This is a genomic window from Pantoea sp. ACRSB (assembly GCF_022346905.1).
Taxonomy (GTDB): domain Bacteria; phylum Pseudomonadota; class Gammaproteobacteria; order Enterobacterales; family Enterobacteriaceae; genus Pantoea; species Pantoea piersonii.
Genome location: NZ_JAKRNL010000002.1, coordinates 418312 through 443792 on the forward strand (window position 1 = coordinate 418312; position 25481 = coordinate 443792).

Annotated in this window: 23 protein-coding genes and 1 riboswitch; of the genes, 16 read left to right on the forward strand and 7 right to left on the reverse strand. The window is 58.8% G+C overall.

The window, feature by feature from the left end; genetic code table 11:
- Nucleotides 1-14: 14 nt before the first annotated feature.
- The 10 genes from mdtD (at nucleotide 15) to MHZ89_RS08265 (ending at nucleotide 12352) form a co-directional block, all read left to right on the forward strand.
- Nucleotides 15-1421, forward strand: a complete 1407-nt coding sequence (mdtD, locus tag MHZ89_RS08220; RefSeq protein ID WP_311782600.1) for a multidrug transporter subunit MdtD — start codon at nucleotides 15-17, stop codon at nucleotides 1419-1421.
- Nucleotides 1418-2806 carry a two-component system sensor histidine kinase BaeS gene (gene baeS, locus MHZ89_RS08225; RefSeq protein WP_311782601.1) on the forward strand — a complete coding sequence of 463 codons (1389 nt, stop codon included), beginning with the start codon at nucleotides 1418-1420 and terminating at the stop codon, nucleotides 2804-2806. Before mdtD ends, baeS begins: the two co-directional genes overlap by 4 nt.
- Before the next feature lie 6 nt (nucleotides 2807-2812).
- Nucleotides 2813-3520, forward strand: coding sequence for a two-component system response regulator BaeR (gene baeR / locus MHZ89_RS08230; RefSeq protein WP_311783015.1), 708 nt, complete (start codon nucleotides 2813-2815; stop codon nucleotides 3518-3520).
- Nucleotides 3521-3640: 120 nt separating this feature from the next.
- A complete protein-coding gene (gene yegQ, locus MHZ89_RS08235) occupies nucleotides 3641-5002 on the forward strand; it encodes a tRNA 5-hydroxyuridine modification protein YegQ (RefSeq protein WP_311782602.1) in 1362 nt (453 codons plus the stop codon).
- A 222-nt stretch (nucleotides 5003-5224) separates the two neighbouring features.
- The gene (gene yegS / locus MHZ89_RS08240; RefSeq protein WP_311782603.1) at nucleotides 5225-6124 is read left to right on the forward strand and encodes a lipid kinase YegS; all 900 of its coding nucleotides are present in this window, start codon (nucleotides 5225-5227) and stop codon (nucleotides 6122-6124) included.
- A gap of 322 nt (nucleotides 6125-6446) precedes the next feature.
- On the forward strand, nucleotides 6447-7661 hold the full coding sequence (gene manD / locus MHZ89_RS08245) for a D-mannonate dehydratase ManD (RefSeq protein WP_120453254.1): 1215 nt from the start codon (nucleotides 6447-6449) through the stop codon (nucleotides 7659-7661).
- A gap of 10 nt (nucleotides 7662-7671) precedes the next feature.
- Complete coding sequence (locus MHZ89_RS08250) at nucleotides 7672-8679, forward strand: Zn-dependent oxidoreductase (RefSeq protein WP_311782604.1); 1008 nt, start codon at nucleotides 7672-7674, stop codon at nucleotides 8677-8679.
- A gap of 77 nt (nucleotides 8680-8756) precedes the next feature.
- Nucleotides 8757-10040 carry an MFS transporter gene (locus MHZ89_RS08255; protein WP_311782605.1) on the forward strand — a complete coding sequence of 428 codons (1284 nt, stop codon included), beginning with the start codon at nucleotides 8757-8759 and terminating at the stop codon, nucleotides 10038-10040.
- 64 nt (nucleotides 10041-10104) lie between these two features.
- Nucleotides 10105-11565 (forward strand): mannitol dehydrogenase family protein, encoded by a 1461-nt coding sequence (locus tag MHZ89_RS08260; protein WP_311782606.1) that lies wholly within the window; start codon nucleotides 10105-10107, stop codon nucleotides 11563-11565.
- A 100-nt stretch (nucleotides 11566-11665) separates the two neighbouring features.
- Nucleotides 11666-12352: a GntR family transcriptional regulator gene (locus MHZ89_RS08265; RefSeq protein WP_311782607.1), complete on the forward strand. Its 687-nt coding sequence runs from the start codon at nucleotides 11666-11668 to the stop codon at nucleotides 12350-12352.
- A 109-nt stretch (nucleotides 12353-12461) separates the two neighbouring features.
- Here MHZ89_RS08265 and fbaB read toward each other — a convergent pair whose 3' ends face one another.
- From fbaB to MHZ89_RS22670, 4 genes are all read right to left on the reverse strand, one after another.
- Complete coding sequence (fbaB, locus tag MHZ89_RS08270; RefSeq protein ID WP_033750266.1) at nucleotides 12462-13514, reverse strand: class I fructose-bisphosphate aldolase; 1053 nt, start codon at nucleotides 13512-13514, stop codon at nucleotides 12462-12464.
- Between the two features lie 148 nt (nucleotides 13515-13662).
- Nucleotides 13663-14463, reverse strand: coding sequence for a bifunctional hydroxymethylpyrimidine kinase/phosphomethylpyrimidine kinase (thiD, locus tag MHZ89_RS08275; RefSeq protein WP_120453244.1), 801 nt, complete (start codon nucleotides 14461-14463; stop codon nucleotides 13663-13665).
- A complete protein-coding gene (thiM, locus tag MHZ89_RS08280; protein WP_409373243.1) occupies nucleotides 14460-15254 on the reverse strand; it encodes a hydroxyethylthiazole kinase in 795 nt (264 codons plus the stop codon). Before thiM ends, thiD begins: the two co-directional genes overlap by 4 nt.
- A 34-nt stretch (nucleotides 15255-15288) precedes the next feature.
- Nucleotides 15289-15385: riboswitch (TPP riboswitch) on the reverse strand.
- Nucleotides 15386-15693: 308 nt separating this feature from the next.
- Entirely contained in the window at nucleotides 15694-15936 is a 243-nt protein-coding gene (locus tag MHZ89_RS22670) for a hypothetical protein (RefSeq protein ID WP_409373244.1), read from the reverse strand.
- A 62-nt stretch (nucleotides 15937-15998) separates the two neighbouring features.
- Between MHZ89_RS22670 and MHZ89_RS08290 the strand changes: the two genes are divergently transcribed.
- The gene (locus MHZ89_RS08290) at nucleotides 15999-16958 is read left to right on the forward strand and encodes an AEC family transporter (RefSeq protein ID WP_311782610.1); all 960 of its coding nucleotides are present in this window, start codon (nucleotides 15999-16001) and stop codon (nucleotides 16956-16958) included.
- A 60-nt stretch (nucleotides 16959-17018) separates the two neighbouring features.
- Here MHZ89_RS08290 and ahpF read toward each other — a convergent pair whose 3' ends face one another.
- Both ahpF and ahpC read right to left on the reverse strand, forming a co-directional pair.
- The gene (ahpF, locus tag MHZ89_RS08295) at nucleotides 17019-18587 is read right to left on the reverse strand and encodes an alkyl hydroperoxide reductase subunit F (protein ID WP_311782611.1); all 1569 of its coding nucleotides are present in this window, start codon (nucleotides 18585-18587) and stop codon (nucleotides 17019-17021) included.
- A gap of 71 nt (nucleotides 18588-18658) precedes the next feature.
- The gene (gene ahpC / locus MHZ89_RS08300) at nucleotides 18659-19222 is read right to left on the reverse strand and encodes an alkyl hydroperoxide reductase subunit C (RefSeq protein WP_103794092.1); all 564 of its coding nucleotides are present in this window, start codon (nucleotides 19220-19222) and stop codon (nucleotides 18659-18661) included.
- Nucleotides 19223-19449: 227 nt separating this feature from the next.
- Here ahpC and MHZ89_RS08305 point away from each other — a divergent pair, with 227 nt between their 5' ends.
- Nucleotides 19450-19878 (forward strand): GNAT family N-acetyltransferase, encoded by a 429-nt coding sequence (locus tag MHZ89_RS08305; protein WP_120453215.1) that lies wholly within the window; start codon nucleotides 19450-19452, stop codon nucleotides 19876-19878.
- 23 nt (nucleotides 19879-19901) lie between these two features.
- Here MHZ89_RS08305 and apbC read toward each other — a convergent pair whose 3' ends face one another.
- Nucleotides 19902-21014, reverse strand: a complete 1113-nt coding sequence (gene apbC, locus MHZ89_RS08310; RefSeq protein WP_311782612.1) for an iron-sulfur cluster carrier protein ApbC — start codon at nucleotides 21012-21014, stop codon at nucleotides 19902-19904.
- A gap of 163 nt (nucleotides 21015-21177) precedes the next feature.
- On the opposite strand from apbC, the gene metG reads away from it, so the two are divergent.
- The 4 genes from metG (at nucleotide 21178) to cdd (ending at nucleotide 25383) form a co-directional block, all read left to right on the forward strand.
- The gene (metG, locus tag MHZ89_RS08315; protein WP_311782613.1) at nucleotides 21178-23208 is read left to right on the forward strand and encodes a methionine--tRNA ligase; all 2031 of its coding nucleotides are present in this window, start codon (nucleotides 21178-21180) and stop codon (nucleotides 23206-23208) included.
- A gap of 90 nt (nucleotides 23209-23298) precedes the next feature.
- The gene (locus tag MHZ89_RS08320; protein WP_120453208.1) at nucleotides 23299-23688 is read left to right on the forward strand and encodes a CidA/LrgA family protein; all 390 of its coding nucleotides are present in this window, start codon (nucleotides 23299-23301) and stop codon (nucleotides 23686-23688) included.
- The gene (locus MHZ89_RS08325) at nucleotides 23681-24373 is read left to right on the forward strand and encodes a CidB/LrgB family autolysis modulator (RefSeq protein ID WP_311782614.1); all 693 of its coding nucleotides are present in this window, start codon (nucleotides 23681-23683) and stop codon (nucleotides 24371-24373) included. Before MHZ89_RS08320 ends, MHZ89_RS08325 begins: the two co-directional genes overlap by 8 nt.
- A gap of 119 nt (nucleotides 24374-24492) precedes the next feature.
- Nucleotides 24493-25383 (forward strand): cytidine deaminase, encoded by an 891-nt coding sequence (cdd, locus tag MHZ89_RS08330; RefSeq protein ID WP_311782615.1) that lies wholly within the window; start codon nucleotides 24493-24495, stop codon nucleotides 25381-25383.
- Nucleotides 25384-25481: the final 98 nt, after the last annotated feature.

Here is a 25481-nt window from a genome sequence, read left to right on the forward strand (position 1 = left end):
GGAGAGAAAAGAAGATGAACGCCCAAAAAGCCACGGTTCGCTGGCAGCTATGGATTGTCGCTTTCGGTTTCTTTATGCAAACGCTGGACACCACCATCGTCAATACCGCCATTCCGTCGATGGCGCATGACCTGGGCGTCAGCCCGCTGCATATGCATTCGGTAATCGTCTCCTATCTGCTGACGGTGGCGGTGACGCTGCCGATGAGCGGCTGGCTGGCAGATCGCTTCGGCGTGCGCAATATCTTCTTCAGCGCTATTGTGCTGTTCAGCGTCGGTTCGCTGCTCTGCGCCTTCTCCTCAACGCTGGACCAGCTGGTGATGGCGCGCGTGGTGCAGGGCATCGGCGGCGCGATGATGGTGCCGGTCGGTCGCTTAACCGTTATGAAAATCGTGCCGCGCGAGCAGTATATGTCAGCGATGACCTTTGTGACCCTGCCGGGACAGATCGGCCCGCTGATCGGCCCGGCGCTCGGCGGCGTGCTGGTGGAGTATGCCAGCTGGCACTGGATCTTTCTGATTAATATTCCCGTCGGCATCGTCGGCGCTATCGCCACCATCACCCTGATGCCGAACTACTCCATGAAGACGCGGCGCTTCGACTTTCTCGGCTTTCTGCTGCTGGCCGCCGGCATGGCGACGCTGACGATGGCGCTCGACGGCCAGCGCAGCAGCGGTGGTTCGCCGCTGCTGCTGGGCGCGATGATCCTGATCGGCGTTTTCTCACTGCTGTTTTATCTGATGCATGCGCGCAGCAATGACAACGCGCTGTTCAGCCTGAAACTGTTTGACAGCCCTGTCTACTCGATTGGTCTGCTCGGCAGCTTTCTCGGCCGCATCGGCAGCGGCATGCTGCCTTTTATGACGCCGATTTTTTTGCAGGTCGGCATGGGCTATACGCCGTTTCACGCCGGGCTGATGATGATCCCGATGGTGCTTGGCAATATGGGCATTAAACGCGTGGTGGTGCGCATCGTTAACCTGTTCGGCTACCGCAATACGCTGGTTGGCACCACGCTGGCGCTCGCCGTAGTGGTGCTGCTTTTCCCGGTGGTGGCGCTGCTCGGCTGGATATGGCTGCTGCCGCTGGTGCTGCTGATGCAGGGCATGGTGAACGCGCTGCGCTTCTCCTCCATGAATACGCTGACGCTGAAAGATCTGCCGGACGAACTCGCCTCCAGCGGCAACAGCCTGCTGTCGATGATTATGCAGCTGTCGATGAGTATCGGCGTCACCATCGCTGGCCTGCTGCTGGGTGCTTTTGGCCAGGACGCGCTGGGCAGCAGCGACAATACCCATTCGCTGTTTATGACCGCTTACGCCTGCATGGCGCTGATTATCGCCCTGCCCGCGCTGGTGTTCTGGCGCGTGCCGAAGGAAACCAGTAAAAACGTCGATCTGCGACGCCGGAGAAAACCATGAAGTCCCCTTTGCGCCTGGGCATCAGCGCCAAACTCTTTTTAGCGATTTTTTCTACCTGCATGCTAGTGCTGATCACCATGCACTGGGGCGTGCGTTTGAGTTTCGAACACGGCTTTGTCGACTATATCAAGCGCGGCAACGAGCAGCGCCTCGCCATGCTGGGCGACGCGCTGGCCGATCAGTATGAACAACACGGCAGCTGGGATTTTCTGCGCCATAACGATCGACTGGTATTCACCATGCTGCGCTCGCTGGAGCAGAATCCCGACAGCAGCAACCAGCTGCCGCCACACGGCTGGCGTACCCAGTTCTGGATTATCGACCAGCAGTATAAGGTGCTGGCAGGGCCGCGCGCGCCGGTGCCGCCGGAAGGGTCGCGGCGCAATATCACCACCAGCAACGGCAAAATTGTCGGCTGGGTGGTCGGTTCGCCGCCGGAGCGCCTGACGCGCAGCACCGATATTAACTTCGATCATCAACAGAGGCGCACCAGCTGGCTGATCGTCGGCCTGTCGACGCTGCTGGCGGCACTGGTGACCTGGCTGATGTCGCGCGGCCTGCTGGCGCCGGTTAAACGCCTGGTGGCGGGCACGCACCATCTGGCGGCGGGCAACTTCGCCACGCGCGTCGAAGTCGGCAGCCACGACGAGCTGGGCCAGCTGGCGCAGGACTTTAACCGCCTCGCCAGTTCGCTGGAGAAGAACGAGAGCATGCGTCGCGCCTTTATGGCCGATATTTCCCACGAGCTACGCACGCCGCTGGCGATCCTGCGCGGCGAACTGGAGGCGATGCAGGATGGCGTCCGCCAGCTGACGCCGGAGGCGATCGGCTCGCTGCTGAGCGAAGTCGGCGTGCTGAGCAAGCTGGTGGACGATCTGCATCAGCTTTCGCTTTCAGACGAAGGTGCCCTCGCCTACCGCAAGCAGGCCACCGATCTGGTACAGCTGCTGGAAGTAAGCGCAGGCAGCTTTAACGAGCGCTATCGCAGCCACGGCCTGACGCTGACGCTGCAAATGCCGGACGAAGCGCCCTTTTTCGGCGATCCCGACCGGCTGATGCAGCTGTTCACCAACCTGCTGGAGAACAGCCTGCGCTATACCGACGCGCCGGGCCAGGTTGAGGTGCGGCTCTGGTATGAAGCGCCCTGCTGGCAGATGAGTTTTGCTGACAGCGCGCCGGGCGTGGACGCGCAGCAGCAGGCGAAAATTTTCGAGCGTTTTTACCGCACCGAGGGGTCGCGCAATCGCGCCAGCGGCGGCTCAGGGCTGGGACTGGCTATCTGCAAAAACATTGTTGACGCGCATGGTGGTCATATCGCTGCGGAGCACTCTGATTTAGGTGGACTGAAAATCACGCTACAATTGCGCTATGTCCCCCAGCCGTAACTGATGATGAACCCCGAAAAAACCGACCCGCTGATTCTGGTAGTGGAAGACGAGCCGAAGCTGGCGCAGCTGATGATCGACTATCTGGAAGCGTCTAACTACCGCACCCATCATATCGCCCACGGCAGCGAGGTGCTGCCTTTCGTCCAGCAGACGCCACCTGATTTGATGCTGCTGGACCTGATGCTCCCCGGCAGCGACGGGCTGACGCTGTGCCGCGAAATCCGCCGCTTCTCTGAGCTGCCGATTATTATGGTGACGGCGCGCACCGAGGAGATCGATCGCCTGCTTGGCCTGGAGATTGGCGCGGATGACTATATCTGTAAGCCTTTCAGCCCGCGCGAAGTGGTGGCGCGGGTGAAAACCATTCTGCGCCGCGTCAGACGCGCGCCGGAAGAGGCAGGCAAAACGTCACTGCTGAAAATTGACGAGAACCGTTTTCAGGCGAGCTGGCACGACCAGCCGCTGGAGCTGACGCCCGCTGAGTTCCGCCTGCTGAAAACCCTGGCGCTGGAGCCGGGAAAAGTTTTTTCGCGCGAGCAGTTGCTGAATCATCTTTACGATGACTACCGCGTCGTCACCGATCGCACCATCGACAGTCATATTAAAAATCTGCGGCGCAAGCTGGAAAGCCTCGACGCCGACCAGCCGTTTATCCGCGCCGTATACGGCATGGGTTATCGCTGGGAAGCGGATCTGTGTCAGTTGATCTAGATCAATTGATTCGCTCTCTCTGCCGCCTACAATTCCGCACCTTTTGCAGGGCCGTTAAGGTGACGACCGCTGCACGTGCCGCGCCAGGCGGCATGCTGACCTGACATCAGTGAGAACACCATGAAACCAGAACTGCTTTCTCCAGCGGGAACGCTGAAGAATATGCGTTACGCCTTTGCCTATGGCGCAGACGCGGTCTATGCCGGACAGCCGCGCTACAGCCTGCGCGTGCGCAATAATGAATTTACCCATGACAACCTTGCCAAAGGGATCGCCGAGGCGCACGCGCTGGGCAAGAAATTCTATGTTGTGGTCAATATCGCGCCGCATAACGCCAAGCTGAAAACCTTTATTCGCGACCTGACGCCGGTAGTAGAGATGCAGCCCGATGCGCTGATCATGTCCGATCCCGGTTTAATTATGCTGGTACGCGAAGCTTTTCCGCAGATGCCGATCCACCTTTCCGTCCAGGCCAATGCGGTCAACTGGGCGACGGTAAAATTCTGGCAGCAGATGGGGCTGACGCGCGTGATCCTGTCGCGCGAGCTGTCGCTGGAGGAGATCGCCGAGATCCGCCAGCAGGTGCCGGAGATGGAAATCGAGATCTTCGTCCACGGGGCGCTCTGTATGGCTTACTCCGGCCGCTGTCTGCTTTCGGGCTATATGAACAAGCGCGACCCGAATCAGGGCACCTGCACCAACGCCTGCCGCTGGGAATATAAGGTGGAGGAAGGCAAGGAGGACGAGGCAGGCAATATCGTTGAGGTACAGGAGGTGACGCCGACGCTGGGTATTGGCCAGCCTACCGATAAGGTGTTCCTGCTGGAAGAGAAGATGAAGCCGGGCGAGGTGATGAGCGCCTTTGAAGATGAACACGGCACCTACATTATGAACTCGAAAGATCTGCGCGCGGTAGCGCACGTCGAGCGCCTGAGCGCGATGGGAGTTCATTCGCTGAAAATCGAAGGCCGCACCAAATCCTTCTACTATTGCGCGCGTACGGCGCAGGTTTACCGCCGCGCTATCGACGACGCCGCAGCCGGTAAGCCCTTCGATCCAGAACTGCTGACCACGCTGGAGGGGCTGGCGCATCGCGGCTATACCGAGGGCTTTTTGCGCCGCCATACGCACGACAGCTACCAGAACTACGCGCAGGGCTATTCAATTTCGGAGCGCCAGCAGTTTGTCGGCGAATTTACCGGCGAGCGTCGCGGCGACTGGGCAGAAGTGGCGGTGAAAAATAAGTTTCTGCTCGGCGACAGCCTGGAGATCATGACGCCCAACGGTAATCTGAACTGCAGGCTGGAAGCGATGCAGGATGCGCGCGGCGCGGCTATTGACGTCGCGCCTGGCGATGGCCATCGCGTCTGGATACCGGTGCCTGCGGATGTCGGGCTGGCGTTTGGCCTGCTGCTGCGCAATTTCACCGACGGCAGCAGCACGCGCGATCCCCATAACAAATTACTCACGTCGCGAAAGTAAACGGATGAAGTTAGAACAGGATCACAGACCGCCGCTGCGCGCTCCTTTATAGTCGCGCCTGCTGCGAACGAGTAACAACTAATAGCTGTTGTATCAGGAACCACCTCATTCACCCGCCCGGCTCCCCCGTGCGGGTTTTCTTTTTTCCGCTTTTCTCCCGTAAATTTTCCCTCCTGACTATGCTATAAGCAGAAATCTTTGTGGGTTTTCAAGGAACGGATAATGGAAAAACAATCGCTTACTCTACTCATTCTTAATGGCAAAGGTGCAGGTAATGAGGATCTGCGTGCGGCTGTCACGACGCTGCGCGATGAGGGCTTTGCCATCGCCGTACGCGTGACATGGGAGAAAGGCGACGGCGAACGCTACGTCGAGGAAGCGCTGCGGCTGGGCGCAGAGACTATCGTCGCTGGCGGCGGCGACGGCACCATTAACGAAATCGCCACCGCGCTGACCGCCGTCGATGCCGCCCGGCGGCCGGTACTGGGCATTCTTCCGCTTGGCACCGCTAATGACTTCGCCACCAGCGTCGGCATTCCCGCCGAAATGGAGCCCGCGCTGCGCCTGGCGGTTCAGGGCAAGGCCCACGTTATCGACCTGGCGCGGGTTAATCAGGATCGCTTTTTCATTAATATGGCGACCGGTGGCTTTGGCACCCGTATCACGACCGAAACGCCGGAGAAGCTAAAGTCTGCGCTGGGCGGCGTCTCCTATTTTATTCACGGACTGATGCGGATGGACACGCTGAAGCCCGACAGCTGCGAGATTTCCGGCCCTGAGTTTCACTGGCAGGGCGACGCGCTGGCGATTGGCGTCGGCAACGGGCGTCAGGCGGGCGGCGGCCAGCGTTTGTGTCCGTCGGCGCTGATCAACGACGGCCTGCTGGACGTCAGCATCGTCACCGCGCAGGAGCTGCTGCCCACCCTGCTGCACTCGCTGACCAGCAACGACGACAATCCGAATATCGTGACCGCTAAACTCACCTCGCTGCGCATCGTTTCGCCAAATGAAATGACCTTTAACCTGGATGGCGAACCCCTCTCCGGCCGCGAATTCGACATTGAGGTACTGCCCGGCGCGCTTAGCTGCCGTCTGCCGCCGCAGTGCGCGTTGCTGGCCTGACGTTAACCGCGCGGGCATTGAGTTAAGCTCTGCCTTGACTAAAACCGGCTGCGCTGGCGTGTGCAGCATGGCCCGATGGTAAAAACACAACAGAAATATCCCTGCCTGCTCGTCCCGCGTCATTCACGGCGCGGGACGTTTTGCTTTTCGGGCCATGCTGCCCGCTTGTTAGCTTTTCTGCCGCTGGCGCGGGCTTCAGCGCTGCGCGCCAGCCCTGAAATTCTCTCTGTGATTGTCTTCACAACTCTGCAACCTCAACTTGTATGGTAGTATAAATGCGCGTACTTTTTCAGCATTGATTGCTGAATGAAGGCCACGGAAAATGAAAATTGTTAACGCTGAAGTCTTTGTTACCTGCGCAGGCAGAAACTTCGTTACGCTGAAAATCACCACCGATGAAGGCATTACCGGCATCGGCGATGCGACACTTAACGGCCGCGAACTGCCGGTCGCCTCCTACCTGAAAGATCATGTATGTCCGCAGCTGATTGGCCGCGACGCGCATCAGATCGAGGATATCTGGCAATATTTCTATAAAGGCGCCTACTGGCGTCGCGGGCCGGTCACCATGTCCGCTATCTCTGCGGTCGATACGGCGCTGTGGGATATCAAAGGCAAAGCCGCCAATATGCCGCTCTACCAGCTGCTGGGCGGCGCCTCGCGCACCGGCGTTATGGTCTATTGCCACACCACCGGCCATACCATCGATGAAGTGATGGATGACTACGCGAAGCACAAGGAGATGGGCTTCAAAGCGATTCGCGCCCAGTGCGGCGTGCCGGGCATGAAAACCACTTACGGCATGGCGAAAGGTAAAGGGCTGGCCTATGAGCCAGCAACCAAAGGGAACTGGCCGGAAGAGCAGCTGTGGTCAACGGAGAAGTACCTCGACTTTACGCCGAAGCTGTTTGAAGCCATCCGCGATAAATTCGGCTTTAACGAACATCTGCTGCACGATATGCATCACCGCCTGACGCCGATCGAAGCGGCGCGCTTCGGCAAAAGCGTCGAAGATTACCGCCTGTTCTGGATGGAAGACCCGACGCCCGCTGAAAACCAGGCGTGCTTCCGCCTGATCCGCCAGCATACCGTTACGCCGATTGCGGTCGGCGAAGTGTTTAACAGTATCTGGGACTGCAAGCAGCTGATTGAAGAGCAGCTGATCGACTATATCCGCACCACCATCACCCACGCAGGCGGCATCACCGGCATGCGCCGCATCGCCGATTTCGCCTCGCTCTATCAGGTGCGCACCGGCTCTCACGGCCCCTCGGATCTCTCGCCGGTCTGCATGGCGGCGGCGCTCCACTTTGACCTGTGGGTGCCGAATTTCGGCGTGCAGGAGTATATGGGCTTCTCCGAGCAGATGATGGAGCTGTTTGACGCCAACTGGCGCTTCGAAGATGGCTTTATGCATCCGGGCGACAAGCCGGGGCTGGGTATCGAATTTAATGAAAAGCTGGCGGCGAAATATCCCTATGAACCCGCTTATCTGCCGGTGGCCCGTCTGGAAGACGGCACACTGTGGAACTGGTAAGGAGCGCATCATGAAAAGCGTTGTTATAGAACAACCCGGCACGCTGGTTCTGGCGGAGCGTCCGTTACCTGCACCCGCTGCGGGCGAAGTACGCGTAAAGGTGAAATACGCCAGCATCTGTGGCTCCGACGTGCATATCTGGCATGGGCATAACCCTTTCGCTAAATATCCGCGCGTCATCGGCCATGAATTTTTCGGCGTGATTGATGCCGTCGGCGACGGTGTTGACGCCAGCCGCATCGGCGAACGTGTGGCGGTCGATCCCGTCGTCAGCTGCGACCGCTGCTATCCCTGCTCGGTAGGCCGCCCTAACGTTTGCACCACGCTGAGCGTGATCGGCGTACATCGCGACGGCGGCTTCAGCGAGTATAGCGTCGCGCCCGCCAGCAACGCCTATACCCTGCCGACGACCATCCCTGACAGGCTCGCCAGTATGGTGGAACCTTTCACTATCGCGGCCAATATTACCGCGTTCCTTAAGCCGCAGCCGCAGGATGTGGCGCTGATTTACGGCGCTGGCCCGATGGGCCTGACGGCGATTCAGGTGCTGAAAGGGGTCTATAAGGTAGCGCAGGTGCTGGTGGTGGATCGTCTGCCGGAGCGTCTTGAGCTGGCGCAGGCCAGCGGCGCGGATCGCGTCTTCAACAACGCCGAAGTGGCGCTGGCGGCGCAGCTGGAAGGGGTGCAGCCGACGCTGATTATTGATGCCGCCTGCCATCCGTCGATTCTGGCAGAAGCAGCGGCGATCGCCTCGCCCGCCGCGCGTATCGGACTGCTCGGCTTCTCCGGCGAGCCGTGTAGCATCACGCAACAAAGTCTCACCAGCAAAGAGCTGTCGCTGTTTACCTCTCGCCTTAACAGCCATCGCTTTCCACAGGTCATTGAGTGGATGGAACAGGGGCTGATCCAGCCAGAAAAACTGGTTACGCACTACTTTTCGCTCGATGAAATCGAACGCGCGATGACGCTGTTCGAAAAAGACCCCCGCACCTGCTGTAAGGTCGTTTTAGAGATGTAGCCGCCTTGCCTCACCGGGGATTCAGCCGGCAGTGCGCTGCCGGCCTACTATCACTATAAAAAAGCGTTGGAGCCACTATGTTTAAAAATCTGCGCTGGACAATTGTACTGCTGTTGTTTCTTGTTTACATGATCAACTACCTCGATCGTGTCGCCCTCTCCCTTACCCTGCCGCTGGTAGAAAAAGATCTGGCGATCAACGCTGAACAGTTCGGCATGATCTTCGGCAGCTTCTTCTTCGGCTATGCCTTGTTCAACTTCGTCGGCGGCGTCGCCACTGACCGCTTTGGCCCGAAAATCGTGCTTGGCCTGGCGGTTGGCATGTGGTCGCTGTTCTGCGGCATGACCGCGCTGGCGACCGGCTTCTGGTCGATGCTGATCCTGCGCGTACTGTTCGGCATGGCGGAAGGCCCTATTTGCGCCTCGGCCAACAAAGCGATTAACGGCTGGTTCCCGAAAAAACAGGCGGCCACCGCGATGGGCCTGCTGAGCGCCGGTTCGCCGCTGGGCGGCGCGGTAGCGGGCCCCATTATCGGCTACCTTGCGCTCGCCTTCGGCTGGCGTCCCGCTTTCGTTATTATCTGCCTGATTGGTCTGGTATGGATGGCGGTCTGGCTGTTTGTTTCAGCAGACAACCCGGCAAAGAGCAAGCATGTCTCGGATGAAGAGCGCGCGCTGGTTGATAAACTGAAAGCTGAGCAGCCGGGCGAAGAGGCAGATCTGGCGCAGGCGTCCCACGGCTTCGGCTACTATCTGCGCCAGCCGATTATTCTGGTCACCGCCTTCGCCTTCTTCTGCTACAACTATATTCTGTTCTTCTTCCTGAGCTGGTTCCCGGCCTATCTGGTGCAGGCACACGGCCTCGATATTAAATCGATGTCAATCACCACCATGATCCCGTGGATTGTCGGCTTCGTCGGCCTGGCGCTGGGCGGCTGGATCTCAGACAAGATCTTCAATATTACCGGCAAGTTACTGTTGTCCCGTAAAATTGTGCTGGTGGTCTCACTGTTCGCCGCCGCCATTTGTGTGGCGCTGGCGGGTACGGTAAAAGAGGTCAACTCTGCGGTGATGATGATGTCGATATCGATCTTCTTCCTCTATATCACCGGGGCCATCTACTGGGCGATTATTCAGGACGTGGTGCACAAGAGCCGCGTCGGCAGCATCAGCGGCTTTATCCATCTGGTAGGCAGCCTCTCGGGCATCATCGGCCCGATCGTCACCGGCTTTATCGTGCAGCATACCGGCAAGTTTGACAGCGCCTTTGTGCTGGCTGGCTGCGTCGCCGCCGTTGGCGCCTTCCTGGTGCTGTTCGTTATCCGCAGCCCGAAAGCGAGCAAGAAGCCGGTTTCGGTGTAAGCAGAACGTTTTACATGACTGAATCACGGGGCGCAGGACGCCCCGTTTGCCATAAGGACGGACTATGTTAGAGATTGATCGCCTTCCCGCCGACGTGCAGCGCCCGCGCTACGATCGCAGCAAACTGAAAACCCGCATGGTGCATATTGGCTTCGGCGCTTTTCACCGCGCGCATCAGGCGCTGTGCAGCGACAAGCTGGCGGAACAGGGCAGCGACTGGGGCTATTGTGAAGTCAACCTCAACAGCGGCGAGCTGATTCAGGCGCTGCGTCAGCAGGATCACCTGTATACCCTCACGGAAATGGCTGACGACTCGCTGACTACGCGGGTCATCGGCGTCATCACCTCAGCGCTACACGGCAAAGGCGATGGCATTGAGGCGGTCATCGCCGCCATGAGCCAGCCGGACGTGGCGATTGTCTCTATGACGGTAACGGAGAAAGGCTACTGTCATCATCCCGCCAGCGGCGACCTCAACCATGAACATCCCGATATCCTGCACGATCTGGCCCATCCCGATGCGCCGCGTTCGCTGCCGGGTCTGATTCTGGCGGCGATCCGCCGACGCCGCGACGCGGGACTGCCGCCGTTCAGCGTGATGTCCTGCGACAATATGCCAGAAAACGGCCACGTCACGCGCAATGTGATTGTGCAGCTGGCGCAGCGGCAGGATGGCGCGCTGGCGGACTATATTCAGCAGCATGTCACCTTCCCTTCCACTATGGTCGACCGCATCGTTCCGGCGATGACCGACAGCGCCTTTGCTCAGCTTGCCGAACGCCTCGGCTGTAGCGACCCGGTCGCGGTCGAAGCGGAACCCTTTTTCCAGTGGGTCATCGAGGATAATTTCGTCAGCGGCCGGCCAGCCTGGGAGCAGGCGGGTGCGGAACTGGTTAAAGACGTACTGCCCTTTGAAGAGATGAAGCTGCGCATGCTTAACGGCAGCCACTCCTTTCTGGCTTATCTCGGCTTCCTCTCCGGCTATGAATACATCAGCGACTGTATGGCCGATACCAGCCTGCGTACCGCCGCGCGCAGGCTGATGCTTGAGCAGCAGGCGCCGACGCTGCGCACGCCGGGCGTCGATCTCACCGCCTACGCCGACTCGCTGATCGCGCGTTACGAAAACCGCGCGATTAAGCACCGCACCTGGCAGATCGCAACCGACGGCACGCAGAAGCTGCCGCAGCGCCTGCTCGACAGCGTGCGCTGGCACCTGCGCAACGGCAGCAACTGCGATCTGCTGCTGCTGGGCGTAGCGGGCTGGATGCGCTATGTCGGCGGCGTGGATGAGCAAGGCGCGCCCATCGAGATCCGCGATCCGCTGAAAGCGGAGCTGGCGGAGCGCGTGGCTGCCAGTGCCGAAGGCGAAGCGCGCGTGAAAGCGCTGCTGGGGATGAAAGCGGTATTTGGCCAAGATCTGGCGCAGAATGCGGAAGTCGTCGCCACGCTGACGCGCTTCTGGCTGCAGCTGCGCGAGCATGGCGCGCGCGCCACCGTGGCGCAGATTGTTCATGCGCTGTAATTGTTCAGTAGCAAAAGCGCTGGCGCAGTCGCAGCGCGCTGATTAGACTGACACTTTCCCAACGGGCTGGCTACGGCCAGCCGTAATACGGATATGCCGCATGTCAATCGCCTATACCATCACCACCAGCGAACCGGTTAACCAGCAGATCTATCGTTATCTGCGGAAGGATATCGTGACCTGCGTCATCCAGCCGGGTTCGCTGCTGTCAGAAAAAGAAGTTTCAGCCCGGTTTAACGTGTCGCGCCAGCCGGTGCGTGAAGCCTTTATCAAGCTGGCAGAGGCGGGTCTGGTGCAGGTGCTGCCGCAGCGCGGCACCTTCGTGCGGAAAATCTCCGCGCGCCGCGTAGCGGATGGCCGGTTTATTCGCGAAGCGGTAGAGGTTTCGGTCGTGCGGCGTGCGGCGCTGGAGATTGAACCTGAGGCGCTGATGACGCTGGAGCACAATCTTCAGCTGCAAAAAATGGCGGCCAGCCGTCAGGACAGCCAGGCGTTTCTGAGCCTCGACGATGAGTTTCACCGGCTGATTGCCGAGAGCATTAACTGCGCGCTGGCGTGGGAGACGGTAGAAAATATCAAAGCGGCGATGGACCGCGTGCGCTTCCTGACGCTGAGCGAAGTCTCGCCGCCGGACAGCCTGATAGAGCAGCATGAGGAGATTTTGTCAGCCTTGAAAAATCACGATGCTGACGCTGCCGAAGCAGCAATGCGCCGTCATCTGCAGGAGATGATTTTCTCCATTACCCCCATTGCCGAGCGCAACAGCGAGTGGTTTGAGTCGCTGTAATCTCATAATAAAGAAGGCCAGCGCCCGGCTGGCCTTTTTCATCTCTTCACCTCAGGATCCGTAAGCATCTTATCCAGACCCCTTAAGCCGTCGGCGAAGCCGGGTTTAATCAGGCGATGGTGACCTCTTTAGAGAGATAGACATCCTGCACCGCATTGATCAGCGCCACACCATCCTTCAGCGACTTTTTAAACGCCTTACGCCCCAGGATTAACCCCATGCCGCCCGCGCGCTTATTGATGACCGCGGTGCGCACCGATTCTGCGATATCGGTTTCGCCCGCCGACGCGCCGCCCGAATTAATCAGCCCGGCGCGGCCCATATAGCAGTTCGCCAGCTGGTAGCGCACCAGGTCAATCGGGTTATCTGTGGTCAGGGTGCTGTAAACGCGTTCGTCGGTGTGACCGAACTTCACCGCCTTGTAGCCGCCGTTATTTTCCGCCAGCTTCTGCTTGACGATATCCGCGCCGATGGTCGCCGCCAGATGGTTAGCCTGTCCGGTGAGATCGGCGCTGGCATGATAGTCCACGCCATCTTTTTTGAAATCGTTATTGCGCAGGTAAGCCCAGAGTACCGTGACCATGCCCAGCTCGTGCGCGCGTTCGAAAGCGGCGGCGATCTCTTCAATCTGGCGGCGCGACTGTTCAGAACCAAAATAGATCGTGGCGCCGACGGCGACCGCTCCCATATTGAACGCCTGCTCGACGCTGGCATAGAGCGTCTGGTCGTACTGCGTCGGATAGCTCAGGGTTTCGTTGTGGTTCAGCTTCACCATAAAGGGAATACGATGCGCGTAACGGCGCGCCACCGAGGCCAGCACGCCATAGGTTGACGCTACGCAGTTACAGCCCGCTTCAATCGCCAGCTCAACGATATGTTTGGGATCGAAATAGTGCGGGTTGGCGGCAAAGGAGGCGCCCGCCGAATGCTCCACGCCCTGATCGACCGGCAGGATTGACAGATAGCCGGTGCCCGCGAGGCGGCCGGTATTGTATAGCGTCTGCATATTACGCAGCACCGCAGGCGAACGGTTATTGTCGATCATTACGCGATCGACATAATCAGGGCCGGGCAAATAGAGGTTTTCCGCGGGCAGGGCCAGACAGCGATGCTGAAGAAGAGAATCCGCGTCCTGGCCCAGTAACTGTACGATGTCCGTCATGTTAACTCCTGTCAGAAAAGAGGTGATGCGCCGGCGCAGACCGGCGCGAGCCACCACAGCCTGAACGTCGCAGCATCACGACGCAAATTGCTGACTCCATTTTTCAGACGGATCCGTAGCAAGATTTCTCATTCCAGGGCGTTCTGCCCTACCACCAGCGATGAAAATGGTGCACCGGCCCGATGCCTTTGCCTACTTCCAGCGTATCGGCCTGCATCAGTGCCTGTTGCAGCCACGCTTTCGCCTCGCGCAGCGTTTGCGCCCAGCTGTCATGACGCGGGCGCAGCGCCGCCAGCGCGGCGGAGAGCGAACAGCCGGTGCCGTGTGTATGGCGCGTGTTGACGCGCGGCGCGGTAAAGCGCTCTGCGCCCTCGCGCGTGATCAGCCAGTCCGGGCTTTCGCTGTCGCCAAGATGACCTCCCTTCATCAGCACCGCCTGGCAACCGAGCGCCAGCAGCGCGTTGCCCTGCTCCAGCATCGCCTCTTCACTGCGCGCTGGCGCGCACTCAAGCAGCGCTGCCGCTTCCGGCAGATTTGGCGTAATTAACGACACCTGCGGCAGAAGCAGCTCGCGTACGCTGGCGATCGCGTCTGGCGAGAGTAAGGGATCGCCGCTTTTCGCCACCATCACCGTATCCAGCACCACAAAAGGGATGTCGGCTCGTTTCAGCTTTTCCGCCACTTTTTGCACGATAGCGGTTTCCGAGAGCATGCCGATTTTCGCCGTATCGATGCGTACGTCGCTCAGCACCGAGTCGAGCTGCGCCGCCACAAAGTCTGGATCGATACGATAGACCGACTGCACGCCGCAGGTATTCTGCGCCACCAGCGCGGTAATGACGCTGGTTCCATAGGCACCGAGCGCTGAAAAAGCCTTGAGATCGGCCTGGATGCCTGCGCCGCCGCTGGGGTCGGTTCCGGCAATAGTCAGGGCGTTGATACGCTTCATGCGCGCGCCTCCTGTGCCAGCTGCCATAAGGCATCAATAAACAGCGTGGCGAAGCTGCCCGGCGCGCCTGTCTGCGCAGCGGCGCGTTCACCTGCGCACGCCATCACGCGGCAGGCGCTGGCGACGTTGTGCAGCCGCTCGCCAGGCAGGCTGCAAAAGGCCGCCACTACGGCGGAAAGCGCGCAGCCGGTGCCCACCACGCGGGTCATCAGCGCGCTGCCGCCGGGTACGCTCAAGGTCGTATCCCCGTCTGTGACGTAATCGACCTCGCCGCTGACGACTACCAGCGTTTGCGCGCGCTTCGCCAGGCTGCGCGCCGCCTCCAGCGCCGCTTCCGCCTGATGCTGCGTATCTACCCCACGCCCGCCAGCGCTCTGCTGCGCCAGCGCAAGGATTTCAGAGGCGTTGCCGCGCACCGCGGCAGGCCGCCGCGCAAGAAGCTGCTGGCTGAATTGAGTGCGCAGCCGCAGCGCGCCGACCGCGACCGGATCGAGCACCCAGGGCGTCTGCGCCGCCTCAGCGGCCTGTACCGCCGCCAGCATCGCATCGCGGCGGTCGCAGGTCAGCGTGCCGACATTGATCAGTAACGCATCGGCTATCGCGGCAAACTGCGCGGCCTCATCAGGATCGATCACCATCGCGGGTGAAGCGTGAAGCGCCAGCAATACGTTGGCGGTGAAGTTCTGCACCACGTCGTTGGTCATACAGTGAACCAGCGGCTGCTGCTGAACGAAACGGGCGAGAACGGGCGCGAAATGCGCGTCGGAAAAGCGTTGAGGTTGGTGGATCATCATTACTCCCAACCGGCGAACAAGAAGGCGAATGCGGTCAGGCATCTGACTTCCCTACGCTGGCATTATCCAGATCAGGTAATACGGGTATTTCTCAGCCTTCACGAAGAAGGGCACCCCGAGTCGAATGGTACGCCAGCAGCATAAGAGAGGCGGCCAGCGAAAGCAATATAGCTACCTCTAAAGAGGTATTACCAGTTAGCGTAGTTCAGCATGATCTCGATCAACCAGCCTGGGAGAAAAAAAGGGCTTAATGCTGCGGGTTTTAAATTAAGCGGCTGCCAGCAAAATATTTTATTAAATATTAGCGAGCCAAAAATATAGCGCATGGATCGGTTAGCGAAACCTCTGGTTTCGCCAGGCTGCACTGTCTGCCGCATAAACCCCGCCTGCCTGAGACAGTGAATAATAATGATAATTATCATCGCGTTAAAAACTTTCACTCAATTGCCGCCAGGCTCAGGAAAACAAAATGACGTTTTTTCCATTTATTCCGCATTGTCACCGCTGGCAGGATATTCATATTTCTCGCGCTTACGCCGTTGCGCCTAACGGCAGATCCTATTTTTCTACTTTTATTTCCGCCCGCTGTCGAAGATGCGACGAAATTATTCATCGCATCTATTACCGCGATATCAGCGATGCGCAGGCGCGCCGCTGGCTGGGTTAAAGACTGTTGCAAGGTGACGCTTTTGGCAACGTCATGTTAGGCTGATGTTACCCGATGCAGAAAACAGACGTGCCATGCCCAGCTTGCTTGATACGCTTACCCATCAGATTTACCTTTCCGCTCCGCTGTTTATTTTGATTTTCCTTGGCTATGCCCTGACGCGCATCGGCAAATGGCCGATAACCATCAGCGAAGGCATGAACCGCTTCGTGTTTAACGTTGCCCTGCCCTGCATGCTGTTCCGCGTTATGAGCGACTTCTATAAAAGCCCGCCGGTGGATGTGCGGCTGCTGCTGGCCTTTTTCGGCAGCTGCCTGCTGATTTTTATCCTTGGACGTATTGTGGGCGCGCGTCTGTTTAAGCTCGACGGCGTTGCAGGTACGGTTTTCGCGCTCGGCGGTATCTTCTCTAACAACGTGATGCTGGGTATTCCAGTGGCGACGGTGCTGCTCGGCCCGCAGGCGCTGCCTTCGGTGGCGCTGGTGCTGGTGTTCAACAGTCTTATCCTCTGGACGCTGCTGACGCTTTCCGTGGAGTGGGCGAAACAGGGAAGCTTTTCGCTGAAAGGCATCGGTCATACGCTACTGAGCGTGGCAAAAAACCCACTCATTATCGGTATCCTCAGCGGCACCGCGTGGAGCTTTTTAAAACAGCCGCTGCCAACTATCGCCGCCGAACCGCTGCGTATGCTCGGCTCTATTGCCGCGCCGCTGTCGCTGGTGACGCTCGGCATGAGTCTGGCGCACTACCGCGTGCGCGACGGGCTGCGTGAAAGCTATACCATCTGTTTGTTCAAGCTGATTTTACAGCCGATGACCATCTGGGCGATCGCCTGGCTGGTGCACCTTCCGCCGCTGGAAAGCCGGGTCGTGGTTCTGCTGGGTTCGATGGCGGTGGGCGTAAACGTCTATCTGATGTCGCAGAAGTTTAACGTGCTGACAGGCCCGGCGGCGGCCAGCATGCTCTTTTCTACCCTGTTTGCGGCGGTGACGACGCCGGTATGGATGATGCTGATGTCGATGGCGGGCTATTAAAAAAAAGGCCCCGAGACAGATATCCCGGGGCCGTTGCGTGGCTATCGCAAAAAATTAAACTTATTCAGCCGGTTTGGTGCGGATCAGGTAGTCAAAAGCGCTCAGCGAGGCTTTAGCGCCTTCGCCGCTGGCGATGATAATCTGCTTGTAGGGCACCGTGGTGCAGTCGCCCGCCGCGAATACGCCTTTCAGGCTGGTTTCGCATTTAGCATCAATCAGGATCTCGCCCATTTTGTTGCGCTCTACCGCGCCTTCCAGCCAGGTGGTGTTCGGCAGCAGGCCAATCTGCACGAAGATGCCGCTCAGCGCGATATCGTGCGACGTCTGGCTGTTGCGATCGATATAAGCCAGGCCGGTCACTTTGCTGCCGTCGCCTTTCACTTCCGTGGTCTGCGCGTTAAGGATCACGTCAACGTTTTTCAGGCTGCGCAGTTTGTTTTGCAGCACCTGGTCGGCGCGCATTTCGCCAGCAAACTCCAGCAGCGTAACGTGCTCGACGATACCTGCCAGGTCGATAGCCGCTTCAACGCCGGAGTTGCCGCCGCCGATAACCGCTACGCGCTTGCCTTTAAACAGCGGACCGTCGCAGTGCGGGCAGTAGGTAACGCCTTTGGTACGATACTGCTCTTCGCCCGGTACGCCCATGTTACGCCAGCGCGCGCCGGTGGCGATGATAATGCTGCGTGATTTCAGCACCGCGCCTGAAGCGGTTTCAATCGCGTGCAGGCCGCCCTCTTTCGCAGCCGGGATCAGCTTGATCGCGCTCTGGGTGTCAATCACATCAACGTCGTAGTCGTCAACGTGAGCGCGCAGCGAACCAGCCAGCTTAGCGCCTTCGGTTTTCTGTACGGAGATGTAGTTTTCGATATCCACGGTGTCGAGCACCTGGCCGCCGAAACGCTCGCCCATCAGGCCGGTGCGGATGCCTTTACGCGCTGAGTAAATCGCCGCTGCCGCGCCCGCCGGGCCGCTGCCGACAATCAGCACTTCATAAGCGTCACGCTTGTTCAGCTCTTCCGCTGCGCGTTTCTCCGCGTTGGTATCAACCTTACCGACGATTTCGGCGAGGCTCATGCGGCCCTGACCGAACTCTTTGCCGTTCAGGTAGACCGCCGGAACGCCCATCACGTTACGCTCGGTAATTTCATTCTGGAACATGCCGCCGTCAATCGCCGTGTGCGAGACGCGCGGATTGATAATCGCCATCAGGTTCAGCGCCTGTACTACGTCAGGGCAGTTGTGGCATGAGAGCGAGTAGTAAGTTTCGAAATGCAGATCGCTATCCAGCGAGGCAACCTGGTCGAGCAGGCTCTGCGTCTCTTTCGACGGATGACCGCCGGTCTGCAGCAGCGCCAGCACCAGCGAGGTAAATTCGTGCCCCATCGGCGAACCAGCAAAGCGTGGGCCGCTGTGTGAGCCAGGGTTAGTGATCAAAAACGACGGTTTACGCACCGGACGATCGTTCTCTTCGCGGAAGCTGACTTTTTCAGACAGGCTTGCGATATCCGCCAGCAAATCGCGAATTTCCGCTGATTTGGCGCCATCGTCCAGGGTGGCGATCAACTCAACAGGCCTGGTTAATTTCTCAAGGTAGGCCTTGAGCTGGGTTTTTAAGTTGGTGTCGAGCATAGTGAGTTCCTGTCAGAAGAAATCGGGTGCCGTAGCACCCGATAGAGAAGATCGAAAAGCCGGTACAGAAATTAGATTTTGCCAACCAGGTCCAGAGACGGAGCCAGAGTTGCATCGCCTTCTTTCCATTTAGCCGGGCAAACTTCGCCTGGGTGAGAAGCGACATACTGAGCAGCTTTCACTTTACGCAGCAGGTCAGACGCGTCGCGGCCGATACCTTCAGCAGTGATTTCGATCGCCTGGATGATACCTTCCGGGTCAACGATGAAAGTACCGCGGTCAGCCAGACCTTCAGCTTCGCGCATGATTTCGAAGTTGCGGGTCAGCGCGCCAGTCGGGTCGCCGATCATGGCATACTGGATTTTCGCGATGGTTTCAGAAGAACCGTGCCAGGCTTTGTGGGTAAAGTGGGTGTCGGTAGAAACAGAGTAGATATCTACGCCCAGTTTCTGGAATTCTTCGTAGTGGTCAGCCACATCACCCAGTTCAGTCGGGCAAACGAAGGTGAAGTCAGCTGGATAAAAGAAGAATACACTCCATTTACCTTCAACGTCTTTCTCAGTTACGTCGATGAATTCGCCGTTTTTAAACGCCGTGTTTTTGAACGGTTTAATTTTGGTATTGATGATAGACATCTGAAGTCCTCCGCTAAAAGATGTGATGTACGTTACAAAATTTTCGGGCCAACTTCTAATATGCAGTCGTTATCAATCAGATAAACGAAAGCTATCAAACGCGGCAAGCCGCACCGCTATTGACGCCGCCCCGGCATTCTACACGCAAAGCACATTGATTTAACGTCGTTTATCTTTTCACGGCAGAACTGCTAATTTTGTAGAAAAGGCGTTAAGGGAGTTTATCCGTGCTGATCCGTTCTTATACCGAAGCCGATCGTCCGTTTCTGAGAACCCTGTTTCTGGCCGCGCGCCGTCATAACTGGCGCTGGCTCGACGACAGCCACTGGCAGCTGGAAGATTTTGACAGCGTGATCCTGGGAGAGACCGTCTGGGTCGCCGAGCTTGAGGGTCATCGCGTCGGTTTCGCCGGCGTGCTGGAGAATGATAATTTTCTCCATAGCCTGTATGTCGATCCCGCTTATCAGGGCCGCGGCGTCGGCGCCGCGCTGCTGGAGAAAGTGCAGGCGCGCTTTACCAGCACCGGCGCGCTGAAGTGTCTGCTGATGAACAAGGCGGCGCAGGCGTTCTACCTTAAACACGGCTGGAAGATGATCGCGCAAGGCGAGAGCGAACAGGGAAAATATGTGCTGATGCACTTTCCGCTGGCGTCCTGACGCGACGCCAGCGGTACGCTGGCCTACAGCGCGCGGAAGGCGATATCGCCGGGGATCACTTCGCCCTGCCAGTAGAGCCGCGACGCGACGCGGCCCGCCAGCTGGCGATAGAGCGCGGTAAACTCGCTCTCCGGACGACGGATCACCGTCGGTTCGCCGTCATCGAGATCTTCGCGCAGGTTAATATGCAGCGGCAGCTGCGCCAGCAGCTGCGTCTGATAATCCGCCACCAGCTTTTCCGCGCCGCCCGTGCCGAAAATCGGCTCATGGAAGCCGCAGTGGCTGCAGATATGCAGGCTCATATTCTCTACGACGCCCAGCACCGGCACGTTTACCTTCTCAAACATCACCATGCCTTTGCGCGCGTCGATCAGCGCAATATCCTGCGGCGTGGTGACGACGATGGCACCCGTCACCGGCACGTTTTGCGCCAGCGTCAGCTGAATGTCGCCGGTGCCCGGCGGCATATCAAGCACCAGATAGTCGAGGTCCGGCCACAGCGTCTCATTGAGCAGCTGCATCAGCGCCTTACTCGCCATCGGGCCGCGCCACACCATCGCGTTATCGTCCGTCACCAGATAGCCGATAGAGTTAGTGGCGAGACCGTGAGCCATAATCGGCGCCATATGGGTGCCGTCTGGCGAGGTAGGACGCTCGTGCTCGGTGCCTAGCATATTCGGCACTGACGGGCCGTAGATATCTGCATCGAGAATGCCGACGCGCGCCCCTTCCGCCGCCAGCGCCAGCGCCATATTGACGGCGGTGCTCGATTTGCCGACGCCGCCCTTGCCGGAGCTGACGGCGATAATGTTCTTCACGCCGTTAACGCCGGGCTGGCCTTTGACGCGCTTCAGCGTGGCGATATCGTGGCGCAGCCGCCAGTCGATCGCCTGCGCGCCGGTCAGGCGCAGCAGCTCGGCGCTGGCCTGCGCTTTCAGCTCCTCAAAGGCGCTCGCCCAGGCGAACGGCATAACGAGTTCGATATGCAGCTTGTCGTCCAGCAGCGCCACATGATGCAGCGCTTTCAGCGTGGTGAGATTGTGATCGAGGGTTGGATGCCGGAAGCCGCTTAACACGCCCATAACCACGGCGCGCAGGGCTTCAGGTGAATGTGATGTCCGGGATTGTGCTGTCATCCCCACTCCTTGTTATTTTTTCTGTCGCTGGGTTCAGCGGTAACACAACAATCATATCAGATGTCGGCACCGTCGACGCCAGGCCGCCCTTGTGTTTACGCCCGCCAGGGCATGAGTTACCATCTAAGCCCGTTTTTTCAATCAACAGAAAGCTACGCAAACTATGACTCAAGTCGCTAAAAAAATAATGGTAACGTGCGCCCTGCCGTACGCGAACGGATCGATCCATCTCGGCCACATGCTCGAGCATATCCAGGCAGACATTTGGGTGCGTTACCAGCGAATGCGTGGCAATCAGGTCTATTTCATCTGCGCTGACGACGCACACGGTACGCCGATCATGCTGAAAGCGCAGCAGTTAGGCATCTCACCGGAGCAGATGATCGCCGAAATGAGTCAGGAACATCAGGTCGATTTCGCCGGTTTCAACATCAGCTACGACAACTATCACTCAACGCACAGCGATGAGAACCGCGTGCTCTCCGAGCTGATTTACACCCGGCTGAAAGAGAACGGTTTTATTAAAAACCGCACCATCTCTCAGCTGTACGATCCGGAAAAAGGCATGTTCCTGCCGGATCGTTTCGTCAAGGGCACCTGCCCGAAATGTAAATCACCGGATCAGTATGGCGACAACTGCGAAGTGTGCGGCGCGACCTATAGCCCGACCGAGCTGATCGAGCCGAAATCAGTAGTCTCCGGCGCGACGCCGGAAATGCGCGACTCGGAGCATTTCTTCTTCGATCTGCCTTCATTCAGCGCCATGCTGCAGGCCTGGACGCGCTCCGGCGCGCTGCAGGAGCAGGTCGCGAACAAAATGCAGGAGTGGTTTGAGTCCGGCCTGCAGCAGTGGGATATCTCACGCGACGCGCCCTACTTCGGCTTTGAGATCCCGGACGCGCCGGGCAAATATTTTTACGTCTGGCTGGATGCGCCGATCGGCTATATGGGCGCGTTTAAAAACCTGTGCGACAAACGCGGCGATATCGATTTCGACGAGTTCTGGAAGAAAGACTCCACCACTGAGCTTTATCACTTTATCGGCAAAGATATCGTCTACTTCCACAGCCTGTTCTGGCCGGCGATGCTGGAAGGCAGCGATTTCCGCAAGCCCAACAACCTGTTCGTGCATGGCTATGTGACGGTAAACGGCGCCAAGATGTCTAAATCGCGCGGCACCTTTATCAAGGCCAGCACCTGGCTGCAGCACCTGGATGCCGACAGCCTGCGCTACTACTATGCCGCCAAGCTCTCCTCGCGCATCGACGATATCGACCTTAACCTGGAAGATTTCGTACAGCGCGTAAATGCCGACATCGTTAACAAGGTAGTCAATCTGGCGTCGCGCAACGCTGGCTTCCTGACCAAACGCTTTGACGGCCAGCTGTCGGCCGAGCTGGCGGATCCGGCGCTCTACCAGACCTTTGTCGACGCCTCTGAGAAGATTGGCGAAGCCTGGGCGAGCCGCGAGTTCAGCCGCGCCATTCGCGAAATTATGGCGCTGGCCGATCTGGCGAACCGCTACGTAGACGAACAGGCGCCCTGGGTGGTAGCGAAAGAAGAGGGTCGTGACGCCGATCTGCAGGCGATCTGCTCTATGGGCATCAACCTGTTCCGCGTGCTGATGACCTGGCTGAAGCCGGTGCTGCCGAGCCTGAGCGAGCGCGCCGAAGCCTTCCTCAACAGCGAATTAAGCTGGGACGCTATCCCGCAGCCGCTGCTCAGCCATCAGGTAGCGCCGTTTAAAGCACTTTATGGACGTATCGAAATGACCAAAGTTAACGCGCTGATTGAAGCGTCAAAAGAGGATGCCGCAGCGGCCAGCAAACCGGCCGCTGGCCCGCTGGCGGATGCGCCGATTGGCGACACCATTACTATTGACGACTTCGCGAAAGTCGATATGCGCGTGGCGCTGATTGAAAACGCCGAACTGGTGGAAGGCTCCGATAAGCTGCTGCGTCTGCAGCTCGATCTGGGCGGTGAGAAGCGTCAGATTTTCTCCGGCATTCGCGCCGCCTATCCCGATCCTTCGGTCTTGATCGGCAAGATGACGATTATCGTCGCTAACCTCGCGCCGCGTAAAATGCGCTTCGGCGTTTCGGAAGGCATGGTGCTGTCAGCCGGTCCGGGCGGGAAAGATCTGTTTGTGCTCTCTGTAGACAGCGGCGCGCAGCCGGGTATGCCGGTTAAGTAAGGGGTACAGGCTGGATAAGGGCGACAACCATGTCGCCCTTTTTCATACTGTGTCCCGTATTATGTTGTGCCGTGAAAACAGGAGCCTGCTATGCCCACCGTGCTGTCTCTGTGCTGGCGCTACGTACGCGCCTTCGTCATCATCTATCTCTGTCTCTATGCGGGTAACGCCATCGCCGTACTGCTGCCGATCACTATTCCCGGCAGTATCCTCGGTATGCTGACGCTGTTCGCCCTGCTGGCGACGCAAATCCTCCCCGTGGACTGGGTTAAGCCAGGCTGCCATTTGCTGATCCGCTATATGGCGCTGCTGTTTGTGCCTATAAGCGTCGGCATCATGAACTACACCGATGTGCTGAGCGCTCAGTTCGGGCCGATTGTGGTCTCTATCGTTGTCAGCACCTTTCTTGTTCTGACCATTGTCGGCTGGAGCGCCCATAAAATTCATACGCGAAGCGTGCAGGAGAAACCCGGTGAGTGACATCTGGTGGTCGCTGCCGCTCAGCGTCGGCGCCTTTATGCTGGCGCGCCGCCTGGCGGCAAAGCTGAAAATTTCGTTACTCAATCCGCTGCTGGTAGCGATGGCAATCATCATCCCGCTGCTGCTGCTTTTGCAAATCCCCTATACGCGCTATTTCGCCGGCAGCCAGATCCTTAACCAGCTGCTGCAGCCGGCGGTCGTTGCGCTGGCGCTGCCGCTCTACGAGCAGATGCATCAAATCCGCGCACGCTGGAAGTCGCTTATCGGCGTCTGTTTTATCGGCAGCCTGACCGCTATGGTTTCCGGCACCGCTATCGCGCTGTGGATGGGCGCGACGCCGGAAATCGCCGCCACTATTCTGCCTAAATCCGTTACCACGCCCATTGCGATGGCGGTCTCCGCCTCGCTGCACGGCATTCCCGCCATCAGCGCCATCTGCGTGCTGATTGCCGGGGTGCTCGGCGCGGTATTCGGCCATATGGTGCTCAACCTGCTGGGGATAAAAACCCGCGCGGCGCGCGGGCTGGCGATCGGCAATGCGTCTCACGCGCTCGGTACGGCGCGCGCGGCGGAGGTAGATTACCAGGAAGGCGCGTTCAGCTCGCTGGCGCTGGTGCTGTGCGGCATCATTACCTCGCTGCTGGCACCCTTTATATTCCCGCTGCTGCTGCACGCGTTTGGCTAAAACTTTGCGATTGATCTCGCAAAGTTGAAACGATGCAAATCTGTTGCATTGTCAGAGCGATACAGATCACATATAACCCTTCAGGCGGCAATGGGCCGCCTGATTTTGACGAGGCAATCATGCATCCACGTTTCACCTCCGCCTTCGACGCGCTGCCCGCTGCTCTGCAAAGCGCGCTGCGTCCGGTTCTTGACGACGCGCAGTTTCAGGCGGTGCTGACGCCGGAGCAGGTCGCATCGCTGATGCAGCAGACACAGCTGGACGCCGATGCGCTTGCTCTGGCGCTGCTGCCGCTGGCGGCAGCCTGCGCCGTCGTGCCGCTCTCGCGCTTCAACGTGGGCGCCGTGGCGCGTGGCGTCAGCGGCCACTGGTACTTCGGTGCCAACATGGAGTTTACGGGCGTGGCGCTACAGCAAACGGTACATGCCGAGCAGAGCGCGATTGCGCACGCCTGGCTGCGCGGCGAGCGCCGTCTGGAAGCGGTTACCGTCAACTACACGCCGTGTGGCCACTGTCGCCAGTTTATGAACGAACTCAACAGCGGCACCGATCTGCGCATCAGCCTGCCTGGCCGCCGCGTCAGCACGCTGGGCGACTATCTGCCGGACGCCTTTGGCCCGCGCGACCTGAACATCACCACGCTGCTGCTGGATAAGGTAGACCACGGCTATCTGGCGGAAGGCGATACGCTGGCGCAGGCGGCAATCGCGGCTGCTAACCAGAGCCATGCGCCCTACAGCGGCTCCCACAGCGGCATTGCGCTGCGCACCTCGGGCGGCGCGATAGTCACCGGACGCTACGCCGAGAATGCCGCCTATAACCCGAGCCTGCCGCCGCTACAGGCCGCGCTGATCCTGCTGAATATGCAGGGCGAAGCCTGCGAAAATATCGAGGCGGCAGCGCTGGCTGAAGTGGAAAACGCCACGCTGAATCAGTTCGCGGCCACTCAGGCGACCCTGGCCGCGCTGGGCTGCACCCGGCTCGCACGCGTCACGCTGCGCAAAGGCTGAGGCGCGCAACACGCTTTTCAACAATTGCAATATCTTTTATTTACAAAAGCTGTACATCGGCGAGAAATTTCATAGGATCGTGCGCCAGCAGTACAAAA

Bases quoted from the DNA above. Each gene is read 5' to 3' on its own strand.
- ahpF (WP_311782611.1), bottom strand. From the start codon at position 18,587: ATGCTCGACACCAACTTAAAAACCCAGCTCAAGGCCTACCTTGAGAAA.
- thiM (WP_409373243.1), bottom strand. From the start codon at position 15,254: ATGATCCACCAACCTCAACGCTTTTCCGACGCGCATTTCGCGCCCGTT.
- fbaB (WP_033750266.1), bottom strand. From the start codon at position 13,514: ATGACGGACATCGTACAGTTACTGGGCCAGGACGCGGATTCTCTTCTT.
- mdtD (WP_311782600.1), top strand. From the start codon at position 15: ATGAACGCCCAAAAAGCCACGGTTCGCTGGCAGCTATGGATTGTCGCT.
- apbC (WP_311782612.1), bottom strand. From the start codon at position 21,014: ATGACAGCACAATCCCGGACATCACATTCACCTGAAGCCCTGCGCGCC.
- cdd (WP_311782615.1), top strand. From the start codon at position 24,493: ATGCATCCACGTTTCACCTCCGCCTTCGACGCGCTGCCCGCTGCTCTG.
- MHZ89_RS08265 (WP_311782607.1), top strand. From the start codon at position 11,666: ATGTCAATCGCCTATACCATCACCACCAGCGAACCGGTTAACCAGCAG.
- MHZ89_RS08250 (WP_311782604.1), top strand. From the start codon at position 7,672: ATGAAAAGCGTTGTTATAGAACAACCCGGCACGCTGGTTCTGGCGGAG.
- MHZ89_RS08260 (WP_311782606.1), top strand. From the start codon at position 10,105: ATGTTAGAGATTGATCGCCTTCCCGCCGACGTGCAGCGCCCGCGCTAC.
- metG (WP_311782613.1), top strand. From the start codon at position 21,178: ATGACTCAAGTCGCTAAAAAAATAATGGTAACGTGCGCCCTGCCGTAC.
- thiD (WP_120453244.1), bottom strand. From the start codon at position 14,463: ATGAAGCGTATCAACGCCCTGACTATTGCCGGAACCGACCCCAGCGGC.
- MHZ89_RS08290 (WP_311782610.1), top strand. From the start codon at position 15,999: ATGCCCAGCTTGCTTGATACGCTTACCCATCAGATTTACCTTTCCGCT.
- yegQ (WP_311782602.1), top strand. From the start codon at position 3,641: ATGAAACCAGAACTGCTTTCTCCAGCGGGAACGCTGAAGAATATGCGT.
- baeR (WP_311783015.1), top strand. From the start codon at position 2,813: ATGAACCCCGAAAAAACCGACCCGCTGATTCTGGTAGTGGAAGACGAG.
- MHZ89_RS08320 (WP_120453208.1), top strand. From the start codon at position 23,299: ATGCCCACCGTGCTGTCTCTGTGCTGGCGCTACGTACGCGCCTTCGTC.
- MHZ89_RS08255 (WP_311782605.1), top strand. From the start codon at position 8,757: ATGTTTAAAAATCTGCGCTGGACAATTGTACTGCTGTTGTTTCTTGTT.
- ahpC (WP_103794092.1), bottom strand. From the start codon at position 19,222: ATGTCTATCATCAATACCAAAATTAAACCGTTCAAAAACACGGCGTTT.
- baeS (WP_311782601.1), top strand. From the start codon at position 1,418: ATGAAGTCCCCTTTGCGCCTGGGCATCAGCGCCAAACTCTTTTTAGCG.
- yegS (WP_311782603.1), top strand. From the start codon at position 5,225: ATGGAAAAACAATCGCTTACTCTACTCATTCTTAATGGCAAAGGTGCA.
- manD (WP_120453254.1), top strand. From the start codon at position 6,447: ATGAAAATTGTTAACGCTGAAGTCTTTGTTACCTGCGCAGGCAGAAAC.